Origin of the sequence: Aliihoeflea sp. 40Bstr573 (assembly GCF_024105655.1) — a bacterium.
In the GTDB taxonomy this organism is placed as follows: Bacteria; Pseudomonadota; Alphaproteobacteria; order Rhizobiales; family Rhizobiaceae; genus Aliihoeflea.
The window spans coordinates 258,542-270,835 of the sequence record NZ_JAAAMH010000005.1; the positions used below are offsets into that span (position 1 = coordinate 258,542).

7 protein-coding genes are annotated in these 12,294 nt (G+C 65.2%); 6 read left to right on the plus strand and 1 reads right to left on the minus strand.

Annotated elements, in window-relative coordinates:
* Nucleotides 1-2: 2 nt before the first annotated feature.
* The 6 genes from ptsP (at nt 3) to GTK01_RS09385 (ending at nt 9,802) form a co-directional block, all read left to right on the plus strand.
* Nucleotides 3-2,273: a phosphoenolpyruvate--protein phosphotransferase gene (gene ptsP, locus GTK01_RS09360; protein ID WP_252925605.1), complete on the plus strand. Its 2,271-nt coding sequence runs from the start codon at nt 3-5 to the stop codon at nt 2,271-2,273.
* 11 nt (nt 2,274-2,284) lie between these two features.
* Complete coding sequence (gene prfA / locus GTK01_RS09365; protein WP_252925606.1) at nt 2,285-3,364, plus strand: peptide chain release factor 1; 1,080 nt, start codon at nt 2,285-2,287, stop codon at nt 3,362-3,364.
* Nucleotides 3,357-4,211 (plus strand): peptide chain release factor N(5)-glutamine methyltransferase, encoded by an 855-nt coding sequence (prmC, locus tag GTK01_RS09370; protein WP_252925607.1) that lies wholly within the window; start codon nt 3,357-3,359, stop codon nt 4,209-4,211. Before prfA ends, prmC begins: the two co-directional genes overlap by 8 nt.
* 291 nt (nt 4,212-4,502) lie before the next feature.
* Nucleotides 4,503-5,351 (plus strand): DUF4167 domain-containing protein, encoded by an 849-nt coding sequence (locus GTK01_RS09375; protein ID WP_252925608.1) that lies wholly within the window; start codon nt 4,503-4,505, stop codon nt 5,349-5,351.
* A gap of 204 nt (nt 5,352-5,555) precedes the next feature.
* Complete coding sequence (clpB, locus tag GTK01_RS09380) at nt 5,556-8,162, plus strand: ATP-dependent chaperone ClpB (protein WP_252925609.1); 2,607 nt, start codon at nt 5,556-5,558, stop codon at nt 8,160-8,162.
* Between the two features lie 161 nt (nt 8,163-8,323).
* Entirely contained in the window at nt 8,324-9,802 is a 1,479-nt protein-coding gene (locus GTK01_RS09385) for a L,D-transpeptidase family protein (protein ID WP_252925610.1), read from the plus strand.
* An 83-nt stretch (nt 9,803-9,885) separates the two neighbouring features.
* Here GTK01_RS09385 and GTK01_RS09390 read toward each other — a convergent pair whose 3' ends face one another.
* Nucleotides 9,886-11,832 carry a M23 family metallopeptidase gene (locus GTK01_RS09390; RefSeq protein WP_252925611.1) on the minus strand — a complete coding sequence of 649 codons (1,947 nt, stop codon included), beginning with the start codon at nt 11,830-11,832 and terminating at the stop codon, nt 9,886-9,888.
* Between the last annotated feature and the right edge of the window lie 462 nt (nt 11,833-12,294).

Genomic DNA, 12,294 nt, shown 5'->3' on the forward strand with positions numbered 1-12,294 from the left:
CGATGCGTGACATGGCGGCGGGACCGCGCGTATTGCTGAGACGGCTGCGCGAGCTCATGGCGGAAGCGCTTGAGCCGCAGGAGCGGCTCGACCGGATCGTGCGCGAGATCGCCTCCAACATGGTCGCCGAAGTCTGTTCGCTCTACGTGCTGCGCGCCGACTCGATCCTGGAACTCTATGCCACCGAGGGTCTGAACCCCGGCTCGGTCCACCTGGCGCAGCTCAAGCTCGGCCAGGGTCTCGTCGGCACGATCGCGGCGAGCGCGCGGGCGCTCAACCTTTCCGATGCGCAGAAGCATCCGGCCTTCGCCTACCTGCCGGAGACGGGCGAAGAGATCTACAATTCCTTCCTCGGCGTGCCGGTTCTGAGGGCTGGGCGTACGCTCGGCGTCCTCGTCGTGCAGAACCGCACGATGCGGCAGTATCGCGACGACGAGCTCGAGGCGCTCGAAACCATCGCCATGGTGATCGCCGAGATGATCGCGACGGGAGACCTTTCGCGGCTGACACGGCCCGGGCTGGAACTCGACCTGTCGCGGCCCGTGACCTTCAGCGGCCTGCCACTCAATGACGGCGTCGGGCTCGGCCATGTCGTGCTGCACGAGCCGCGCATTGTCGTCACCAACCTCTTCAACGAGGACACCGACACCGAACTGGAACGTCTCGGCGAGGCGCTCGGCTCGCTTCGACTTTCGATCGACGACATGCTGTCGCGCCGCGATGTCGCCTTCGAGGGCGAACACCGCGAGGTGCTGGAAGCCTATCGCATGTTCGCGAACGACCGGGGCTGGATCAGGCGGCTCGAGGAGGCCGTGCGCAACGGCCTGACCGCCGAGGCGGCGGTAGAAAAGGTGCAGTCCGACATGCGCGCGCGCATGCTGCACATGACGGACCCCTATCTTCGCGAGCGGATGAGCGATTTCGACGATCTCGCCAACCGTCTCCTGCGGCAGTTGATGGGACGCGGTCCCGAGGCGTTGGCCTCATTGATGAACCGCGACGCCATCGTCGTCGCGCGGCAGATGGGCGCGGCGGAGCTTCTGGACTATCCGCGCGACAAGCTGCGCGGGCTGGTGCTGGAAGAGGGCGCGGTGACGAGCCACGTGGTGATCGTCGCGCGCGCCATGGGCATTCCCGTCACCGGCCAGATGAAGGGCGTCGTCTCGATGTCCGAGAACGGCGACGCGATCATCGTCGACGGCGAGGAGGGGCGCGTCCACCTGCGCCCCCAATCCGATGTCGAGGCGGCCTATGCCGAGAAGGTGCGCTTCCGCGCCCGCCGGCAGGAACTCTACCGTGAATTGCGCGACAAGCCCTCGGAGACGAAGGACGGCGTGCACATCGACCTGATGATGAATGCGGGGCTTGCGGTCGACCTGCCGCAGCTCGCCGAGGCGGGCGCTGCCGGGATCGGGCTCTTTCGCACCGAACTCCAGTTCATGGTCGCGGCGACCTTCCCGCGCGCTGAGGCGCAGGAGCGCCTCTACCGCGATGTGCTTGAGGCGGCTGGCAAGAAGCCAGTGACCTTCCGCACGATCGACATCGGCGGCGACAAGGTGCTGCCCTATTTCAAGGGCGCGGGCCAGGAAGAAAACCCGGCGCTCGGCTGGCGCGCGATCCGCCTGACGCTCGATCGGCCTGGCCTGTTGCGCACCCAGATTCGCGCTCTCCTGAAGGCGGCAGGCGGGCGCGAACTGCGCGTCATGCTGCCGATGGTGACGGAGCTTTCCGAAATCGACGCGGCGCGCGACATTTTCGACCGCGAGGTGCGCCATCTTGCCCGCTTCGGCCACCATCTGCCGACGAGCTTCAAGATCGGCGCGATGCTGGAGGTGCCCTCGCTGCTCTGGCAACTCGACGAGCTGTTGGCAAAGGTCGACTTCGTCTCGGTTGGCTCGAACGACCTCTTCCAGTTCGTCACCGCGTCCGATCGCGGCAACACGCTTCTGGCCGACCGCTTCACGCCGCTTTCGGTGCCGTTCCTGCGGCTGTTGCGGCAGGTGGCGCGGGCGGGTGTGAAACATGGCACGCCGGTCACGCTTTGCGGCGAGATGGCCGGACGGCCGCTGCCGGCGATGGCGCTGCTCGGCGTCGGCTTCCGCTCGATCTCGATGTCGCCAGCGGCGATCGGCCCCGTCAAGGCGATGCTGCGCGACCTGCCGCTCGGCACACTGACCAAGGTGCTCGACGACGCCTTGGACACCACGGCCGAACATGCCGACATGCGCGTGCTGCTTTCCGGTTTTGCCGACCAGCACGGCGTCTCACTTTAGGAACTTCATAAATGATCGAACTGCCGCGCGACCGGATGGACCAGGTCATCAAGCGCTTCGAAATGCTCGAGGCGCAGATGGCGGCTGGCCCCGAGGCCGATGCCTATGTGAAGCTCGCCTCTGAATACTCCGAACTTCAGGACATCGTCGGCAAGGTGCGCGAGCTGCTTGCAGCGGAGGGGGAGCTTGCCGATCTCGAGGCGATGCTGGCCGACCGCTCGCTCGACAAGGAGATGCGCCAGCTTGCCGAAGTTGATCTGCCGGCTGTCGAGGAGCGGGTCGAAGCGCTGCAGCAGGAAATCCAGATCCTGATGCTGCCCAAGGATTCGGCAGACGAGAAGAACGCCATCCTCGAAATTCGTGCCGGCACCGGCGGCGACGAGGCGGCGCTTTTTGCCGGCGATCTCTTCCGCATGTACGAGCGCTACGCTGCGACGCAGGGCTGGAAGATCGAGCTGATTTCGGCCAGCGAGGGCGAGGTCGGTGGGTACAAGGAGATCATCGCGACGGTTTCGGGCCGCGGCGTCTTTGCGCGGCTGAAATTCGAATCGGGCGTCCATCGCGTCCAGCGCGTTCCGGAAACGGAAGGCGGCGGGCGCATCCACACCTCCGCCGCGACCGTCGCCGTGCTGCCGGAAGCCGAAGAGGTCGACATCGACATCCGCGCCGAGGACATCCGCATCGACACGATGCGCGCCTCGGGTGCAGGCGGTCAGCACGTCAACACCACCGACTCGGCCGTGCGCATCACCCATCTACCGACCGGCATCATGGTGGTTTCGGCAGAGAAGTCGCAGCACCAGAACCGTGCCAAGGCGATGCAGATTCTGCGCGCGCGGCTATTCGACATCGAGCGCACCCGGCTTGCCGACGAGCGCTCGGAATCGCGGCGCACACAGGTTGGCTCGGGCGACCGCTCGGAGCGCATCCGCACCTACAATTTTCCGCAAGGGCGACTCACCGACCACCGGATCAACCTGACCCTCTACAAGCTCGACCGCGTGATGCAGGGCGAACTCGACGAGGTGATCGATGCGCTGATCTCGGACCACCAGTCGAAGCTTCTCGCCGATATGGGCTCTCATGGCTGAGCCCGTCGAACTCGGCGAGACGATGCGGCGGGCGCGCAGGCGCCTGGAAGACGCCGGCATCGACAGCGCCGAGATCGACGCGCGGCTGATCGTCGAGCATGTGACGGGCACGACGCGGCTCGACCTGATCGCGCGGCCCGACCAGCTCGTTGCCGGACCGCATGTGGAGGCGATCGAGGCGGCGCTGGCCCGGCGGGCGGTGCGCGAGCCGGTGCATCGCATTCTCGGGACACGCGAATTCTACGGGCTGCCCATGCGGCTCTCGGCCGAGACGCTGGAGCCGCGGCCGGACACCGAGGTGCTGGTCGACGCGGTGCTGGCAGTGGCGGGGAAGGGGCCGCTGCGCATCCTGGATCTGGGTACCGGGACAGGCGCGATCTTGATCGCGCTTCTCGTCCAACTGCCACAGGCGACCGGCCTTGCGGCCGATATTTCGGACGAAGCCCTTGAAACGGCGGCCGCCAATGCCGACCTGAATGGGGTCGCGGCAAGGTTCAGCACGGTAAAGTCGGACTGGTTTGAGGATGTTGGCGGCGAATTCGACGTGATCGTCTCAAATCCGCCCTATATCGCGACGACAGATATCGCCGATCTCGACATGGATGTGCGCGGCTTCGACCCACAACGGGCGCTCGACGGCGGCGCGGACGGCCTCGACTGCTACCGGGCCATCGCAACAAGCGCCGGAGCCCACCTTGCCAGCAAAGGCTGGATCGGGGTCGAGATCGGACACGACCAGAAGGATTCGGTCACCGCGATTTTCGAAGAGACCGGTTTCGATTGCCACGAGGCCCGCAAAGATTTGGGCGGCAATAACCGCGTTCTCATCTTCCGGGCGAGCGATTGACCGGGGAAGCCCTGCAAAAAGGACTTGGCAAGACAAATCAATCCCGCTAGGTTTTGGTTGCCGGATGTGACGAAGCAGGCAGTGCTGTCATCGATTCGGTTCCCGTGACACAAACTGCCTTCTGCGTATGAGACGCCTTAGCTTCGCGCGGGGAATGTCCGGGCGTGACGCGAAACCGAAAAGCGGGACAAGTGGCGATAGCGCTTCGAGCGGCTGATCGCCGGAGCGATATTGCGGAACGGGCAAGGCCCGGGCGCCGCATGGATATTCTTACCAGATGAAGAGAAACTGATGAGGCCACAGCAGAACAGGCGCATGCGCGGACGCGGCAACAACAACAATAACAACAATAGCAACAACAATAACAACAACCGCAAGGGCCCGAACCCGCTCACCCGCAGCTATGAGAGCAACGGCCCGGACGTGAAAATCCGCGGCACCGCGCAGCAGATTGCCGAAAAGTACACGACGCTCGCCCGTGATGCGCAGAGCTCCGGCGACCGCGTCATGGCGGAGAACTATCTCCAGCACGCCGAGCACTACAACCGCATCATCGCCACGGCGCTGGCCCAGCAGGCCGCGACGCAGCAGCAGCAGCGCGACATGCGCGAAGATGACGACGAGGACGGCGACGACAACGATGCCGGCTTCGAGAGCAACGGCAACAACAATCAGAGCCAGCGCGGCGACCAGAACCAGCAGCCGCGCGGCGACCGGCCGAACCGCGACAATCGGGATCGGGATCGGGATCGGGATAATCGCGACCGTGACAATCGCGGCGATCGCGAGAACCGCGAAGAGCCGGTGGTCGCAGCCGATGGCAGCGGTCCGCAGCCTGTGATCGAAGGCGTTCCGGCCGAGGTCGCGCTGGGCGAGGGCGAATCCGGCCAGGGCCGCAAGGAGCGGCGCCCGCGCCGCGAGCGTTCACCGCGCCCGGAGCAGCCTGCTGATGAAGCTCCCGTTCCTTCTGTCGCATCGAGCCCGGCCGAACTTGCCGCAAGCGTCCAGAGCGCTGAGGCGGGCGAGGAGACGGCTGAGCGCAAGCCGCGCCGCACGCGCCGTCCGCGTCTCAAGGCGGACGAGGGCGAAAGCACCGCACCGGCCGAGAAGGCCGACGATGTTGGCGAAGCGGCGGCCTGACAAGGCGCAGCCAGGAAATGTCCAGAAGGGCGGTGGTCATCCACCGCCCTTTTTTGTTGTCCGGGCAAGTGCGTTCACTTGAGCGGGCCCCGTGCCGCTCCCATATTCCAGAGCGGAGCCTGCCGGCAGCAAGCGGGGGCGGCGCGTCACTACAATCTGAACCGGCGCTGCATGCCAGGCCGGGGCCGAAGGGAGACAGAAGACATGAACATCGAGAAGTATTCCGAGCGGGTCCGCGGCTTCATCCAGGCGGCCCAAACCATGGCGCTGTCGCGCAATCACCAGCAGTTCACTCCCGAACATCTCTTGAAGGTCCTGGTCGACGACGAGGAAGGGCTTGCCGCCTCGCTGATCGAGCGGGCCGGCGGGCGTGTGCGCGACGTGCGTATCGGCGTGGAGACGGCGCTGGAGGCTATGCCGAAGGTCGAGGGCGGCAGCGGCCAGCTCTACCTCGCACAGCCGCTGGCCAAGGTGTTCACCACGGCCGAGGAGCTCGCGAAGAAGGCGGGCGATTCGTTCGTCACCGTCGAGCGTCTCCTGACGGCTATGGCGATGGAAAGGTCGGCGAAGACCGCCGACATCCTCGCCAAGGCCGGTGTGACTCCCGTCGCGCTGAACCAGGTCATCAACGACATGCGCAAGGGACGGACTGCGGACTCCGCGTCGGCCGAGCAAGGCTATGACGCGTTGAAGAAATATGCGCGCGACCTGACAGCCGACGCACGCTCGGGCAAACTCGATCCGGTGATCGGCCGCGACGACGAGATCCGCCGAACGATCCAGGTGCTTTCCCGGCGCACCAAGAACAATCCGGTGCTGATTGGCGAGCCCGGCGTCGGCAAGACGGCGATCGCCGAGGGGCTGGCCCTGCGCATCGTCAATGGCGACGTTCCGGAAAGTCTCAAGGACAAGCAGTTGATGGCGCTCGACATGGGCTCGCTCATTGCCGGCGCGAAGTATCGCGGCGAGTTCGAGGAGCGGCTGAAAGCCGTTCTGTCCGAGGTTCAGGCGGCGGCCGGCGGCATCATCCTTTTCATCGACGAGATGCACACGCTGGTGGGAGCTGGAAAGGCCGATGGCGCGATGGACGCGTCGAACCTCTTGAAGCCCGCGCTGGCACGCGGCGAACTCCACTGCGTCGGTGCGACGACGCTCGACGAGTACCGAAAGCATGTCGAAAAGGATGCCGCGCTCGCTCGCCGTTTCCAGCCGGTTTTCGTGGAGGAGCCGACGGTCGAGGACACGATCTCGATCCTTCGCGGGCTGAAGGAGAAATACGAGCAGCACCACAAGGTGCGGATTTCGGACTCGGCTCTGGTGGCTGCCGCGACATTGTCGAACCGCTACATTACCGACCGCTTCCTGCCGGACAAGGCGATCGATCTCGTTGACGAAGCCGCATCCCGGCTGCGCATGCAGGTCGACTCGAAACCCGAACTGCTCGACGAGCTCGATCGGCGCATCATGCAGCTCAAGATCGAGCGGGAAGCGCTGAGGAACGAGACTGACGTCGCCTCGAAGGATCGCCTGAGCCGGCTTGAGAAGGAACTTGCCGACCTCGAAGAGGAATCGGCCCGCGTGACGAGCCTTTGGGCGGCGGAAAAGGAAAAGCTCGGCCTGGCCGCAGATCTCAAGCGCCAGCTCGACGAGGCGCGCAACGAACTCGCCATCGCGCAGCGCAAGGGCGAGTTCCAGCGGGCGGGCGAACTTGCCTATGGCCGCATTCCCGAACTCGAAAAGAAGCTTGCCGAAGCCGAAAGCCAGGACAATGTCGGATCGATGGTCGAGGAGACCGTCACGCCCGACCATGTCGCGCATGTGATATCGCGCTGGACGGGCATTCCCGTCGACAAGATGCTGGAAGGCCAGCGCGAGAAGCTGTTGCGCATGGAGGACGAACTCGGCAGGCGGGTCGTTGGCCAGGGTGAAGCCGTGCAGGCCGTGTCGAAGGCCGTCCGTCGCGCCCGCGCGGGGTTGCAGGACCCCAACCGGCCGATCGGCTCGTTCATCTTCCTCGGGCCCACCGGCGTCGGCAAGACCGAGCTGACCAAGGCGCTCGCGGATTTCCTGTTCGACGACGAAAGCGCGATGGTGCGCATCGACATGTCGGAATACATGGAGAAGCACTCGGTCTCGCGCCTGATCGGCGCACCGCCTGGCTATGTCGGCTATGACGAGGGCGGAGCGCTGACGGAAGCCGTGCGCCGCCGGCCCTATCAGGTCGTGCTCTTCGACGAGATCGAGAAGGCGCATCCTGACGTGTTCAACGTGCTCCTGCAGGTGCTCGACGACGGACGCTTGACGGACGGACAAGGCCGCACGGTCGACTTCCGCAACACGCTGATCATCATGACGTCGAACCTCGGCGCGGAATATTTGGTCGCACTTGGCGAGGACCAGGATGCGGACGCCGCACGCGACGACGTGATGGCGGTGGTGAGGGCCTCCTTCCGGCCAGAGTTCCTGAACCGCGTCGACGAAGTGATCCTGTTCCATCGGCTGCGCCGTCTCGACATGGGCAAGATCGTGATGATCCAGCTCAACCGGCTGGAGCGGCTCCTGACCGATCGCAAGATCACCCTGTCGCTCGACCAGGAGGCGATCGACTGGCTGGCTGAGAAGGGATACGACCCGGCTTATGGCGCGCGCCCGCTGAAGCGCGTGATCCAGAAGGAACTTCAGGACCCACTGGCTGAGCGCATCCTGCTCGGCGAGATTCTCGACGGGTCGACTGTCAAGGTCACGGCGGGCTCCGACCGGCTGAACTTCCATACCACAGCGCAAGGCGGGGCGGTCGGCGAGGCCGCCTGACGCGGAAAATCCGGCCGGCTTGCGCCGCAATTGCGGCCCATGCCGGCCATTTTCATGTCCCGTTCATTCTTCATGAACCATAGTCGGGCACGTCGCTGCGCGGCGTTGATCAAGATTGATCACCGAACGCAACCGTAACGCATTTGGCTGGTTTGATAGAAATGATCGCACGACCGTTTTCACTCACCCTTCTCGGCATGCTTCTTTCGGCCGGCACCGCGGGCGCCGCCGTCTCGGTCGTGGAGCCGCCCGAACGCCGCGTCGATGCGCGCTCCGGAGTGCAGGTCGCTCAGCGCGAGGTCGACGTCTATTACGACCAGTTCGGGCGTGAAGTGCTGGTCGATCCCTATACCGGCGAGGTGATCGCCATCGTGGGCGAGGGTGCGGTCCAGCGCGAACGCGTCATCGAGCCCGATCCGTGGGGCGGCGACTACGTCGAGCCCGAGCGCTACGAACCTTATGAAGACGACCGGCGATTGCGTCGCGAGCAGCGCATGCGCGAACTCGGGCGCTATCCGGGCCGTCGGCCTGACGGCTTCCCAGAATTCCGAGAGCCGCCGCCGATCCCGCCGCAGCCGCAGATGGCAGCGCCGCAGCCTCAGCCGAGCACGCCCCAAATGGCAGCTCCGCAACCGCAATCCCCCGGCGCCGTCGAGCGCCAGCCGCTCGGCAACCAGGCGACGGCGAGCGTCTCCGGCGAAGAGCCGGCCGGCCTGACGCAGCCGGGCACGGCGATCGAGATCGATCCAGGCACCCAACCGCCGTCCATCTCCACGCCGCGGGCCTCGCTCTCCGGCGCCAGCGAGGACGTGGCAAAGATCCAGATCGTGCTATCGCGCATCGGCGCTTCGCCGGGCGTGATCGACGGACGGATGGGCGACAACGTCAACAAGGCGATCGCCACCTACCAGGAATTGCGCGGCGAAGCGCTGCGCACCTACGACACGCAGTCGATCGAGGCCGTGCTGCAGGACACCGGCGGCGATGCCTTCATCGAATACGAGATCACGCCCGTCGACGCGGCGGGCCCGTTCATCGCGTCCGTGCCGGAAGATTATGGCCAGAAGGCGCAGCTCGAGACGCTTGGCTACACGTCGGTTGCCGAAAAGCTGGCCGAGCGCTTCCACATGGACGAGGACTATCTGCGCGCGCTCAATCCGGGTGCCAATTTCGAGCGACCCGGGACGCGCATCCGCGTCGCCAACGTTGTGCGTCCCAAGCGCGAGCAGGTTGCGCGGATCATCGCCGACAAGAGCGCCAAGCAGGTGCGTGCGTTCGACGCCAGCGGCAAGCTCGTCGTCGCCTATCCGGCCACGATCGGCTCCCAATCGACGCCCTCTCCAACCGGCACGCATACGGTGGAGCGCATCGCGCTCGATCCGGAGTACACCTACAATCCCAAGATCAATTTCAAGCAGGGCGACAACGACAAGGTGCTGACCATCCCGCCGGGACCGAACGGCCCGGTCGGGTCCGTCTGGATCGCGCTGTCGAAGCCAACCTACGGCATTCACGGCACGCCGGAGCCCTCGAAGATCGGCAAGACCTATTCCAATGGGTGTATCCGTTTGACCAACTGGGACGCGCAGGAACTCGCCAGGCTCGTGTCGAAGGGTGTCACGGTGGAGTTTCAGGAATAGGGTTCTGGACTGGCTGGAACGAAAAAGGGCTGCTTCGGCGGCCCTTTCTTTTTCTCCTCAGCTGGTCGCGGTGATGCGCTTCGTCAGTTGGTCGCGGCCATGCGCAGCGGCGGCACCGGGTCGCCGTTCAACAAAGCGTCGATGCGCTGGCGCTCATAGTTGAAGGCTTCCAGTTCCTGGCCTTCGAGCGAGCGGTTCTGCGGCAGGCGCACCCGCATGGGGTCGACCTTGGTGCCGTTGACGATCAGCTCATAGTGAAGATGGTTGCCGGTCGACAGGCCCGTCGAGCCGACATAGCCGATGACCTGGCCCTGGCGCACCCGCGCGCCAGCCCGGACGCCGTCGGCTATCGCATGCTGGTGGCTGTAGGACGAAACATAACCATTGGCGTGGCGAATGATCGTCTGCCGGCCGTAACCGCCCGTCCAGCCGGCTTCCTCCACGACGCCATTGCCCGAGGCGATGATCGGTGTACCGCGCGGCGCGGCCCAGTCGACCCCGGTGTGGGCGCGCACATAACCGAGGATCGGATGGCGCCGGCCGCCGAAACCCGAGGTGAAGCGACCGTTGGGAACCGGATTGCGCAGCAGGAACTGCCGCGCCGAGCGACCTTCCTCGTCGAAATAGTCGAGCGTGCCGTCCTCCATCTGGAAGCGGTAAAAGCTGCGCGTCGTCGCGCCGAAGGAGGCGCTGACATAAAGGAGCTCCGAATCGCCGGTGGCGCTATCGTCAGCGTCGGGATTGGAGAAGAAGAGCTCGATGCGGTCGGTTGGGCCGAGCCGCGACTGGTAGTCGACCTCCGCGGCCAGAAGCCGGATCAGTTGCCGCGTCATGTCGCGGTTAAGCCCATAGGAATATGCCGCGCGGTAGATGCCGTCATAGACGGTCGGCAGATTGCCGGCCGCGCCGATGACCGGGATCGAACCCTGCATGGCGATGGCGATCGCCGGGTTGGGTTCGGGCTCGTCGCCGGGCACGAACTGGCCGCGGTCGTCGATGGCGACCGTCGCGCGATGAGCGGCTTCCTGATAGAGGCTGGCGCGCATGATACGGGCCTCTTCGCCGGCGATCTCAAGCCCGATGCGAAGCACCGAGCCGGCGGGCAGGGTTTCGCTGTCGGCCATCTTGGCAACGGCCTCCGCCATCGCCACCGAAGGTGGGTCGTCATAGCCAGCCTCGGCGAGGAGTTCGGCGATCGGTTCCTCGCGACGCGCGACCACCATGTCTTCGGCGAATTCCGGTGCTACGTCTGTGGCCGGCTCGCGCGGCGCGATCGACACGTTTTCCGGCACCACCCGGATGCCGTAGTTGCCGAGCGCCGTGCCGGCGAGGCCGTCGCCGAAGCGCTGCGGGTCGACATAATGCAGCGCGGCGACCTGGATGTCGCCATCGGTCAGGATCGCGCCGGTGTTGCGCACGACCGCCTCCACCTCGTCGGCCGACAATTCGCTGCGCGTGTCGAACGTCGCCGAATCGAGCGGGAAGGCGGTGGTGCGCAGGCTGACCTCGCTCTCCACCTTGGCGCCGTAGATCTGGCCCATGGCGACGGTGGGGGCTGGCGGTGCCTCCTCGGCGAAGACTTCCAGCGGATCGAAGGCAGGATAATCGCGGTCGGTCGAATGGCCGGCGGCAAGCGCCATGTCGACATGCACGAACGGGACGGTGCGCACGATGTCGACGTCGTTCTCGCGCTGAAGCGTCGAAATCTCCATGCGGCGGCGATCCGACATGCTCGCGAGGATGCGCGAAGCAACGAGCCGGCCGGTCTTGGTCGCCTCGCCGGTGGCAGACGCGGCGCTGTCGAGAGGCGGCGGGGTGGCGGCCTGCGATGCGCGCGTCACGACATTGCCCGCGTCGAGCGCGGCGAACAGCGCGACGCCCATCAAGATGCTCGAGGTGATGCCGGTCAGGAAGGTTCCGGACAGCCAGCGGGCGGAAATTTCCCGCCGATCGGGCGGGCCGCTGCGGCCGGCGCCGTTGAGCGGCGGCTCGTCTCCCAATTCCCATGCGGCCAGATCGAGTTCGTTCATGCAATCTCTTCATGTGGCGCGCCAATTCGTCGAAACGAGGCGGCCGATTTGCAGTCCGTGATGGGACAATTGCCCGCCGGGACCTGCGAAGTCAACGAAGCGGCCGGAATGGCGCCGGCCTGTCCACGGCTTCCCGCCTCTGCCGGTTCAATAGGGCCCTAATTAGGCACGCGCGCGTATGCGAGAGGCTGCTACCAAATCTTCCGTGGGGTATTCCGTTGGGTGACACAAAACTTTCGCAAAAACTTTGAATTGGTCGTTGACAGTTTTGGGGAGTGGGGACTATAACCCGCTCAACAACGACGGCGGCGACGCTGCTGGCGACGAAGAAGGTTGCTTCTGAGTTTCGCGAAAGTTGGTTGACATTACAGAGTATCGCTCTTAAGTGAGCGTCGACTTTGAGGCCTTGAGGCGGTAGCGGATAGGCTGGGACGTTTTGCCGGTTGGCGGGGTGTCTGTTCT

Coding starts and splice junctions, on each gene's coding strand:
- ptsP (WP_252925605.1), top strand. CDS start 3: ATGCGTGACATGGCGGCGGGACCGCGCGTATTGCTGAGACGGCTGCGC.
- prfA (WP_252925606.1), top strand. CDS start 2,285: ATGATCGAACTGCCGCGCGACCGGATGGACCAGGTCATCAAGCGCTTC.
- prmC (WP_252925607.1), top strand. CDS start 3,357: ATGGCTGAGCCCGTCGAACTCGGCGAGACGATGCGGCGGGCGCGCAGG.
- GTK01_RS09375 (WP_252925608.1), top strand. CDS start 4,503: ATGAGGCCACAGCAGAACAGGCGCATGCGCGGACGCGGCAACAACAAC.
- clpB (WP_252925609.1), top strand. CDS start 5,556: ATGAACATCGAGAAGTATTCCGAGCGGGTCCGCGGCTTCATCCAGGCG.
- GTK01_RS09385 (WP_252925610.1), top strand. CDS start 8,324: ATGATCGCACGACCGTTTTCACTCACCCTTCTCGGCATGCTTCTTTCG.
- GTK01_RS09390 (WP_252925611.1), bottom strand. CDS start 11,832: ATGAACGAACTCGATCTGGCCGCATGGGAATTGGGAGACGAGCCGCCG.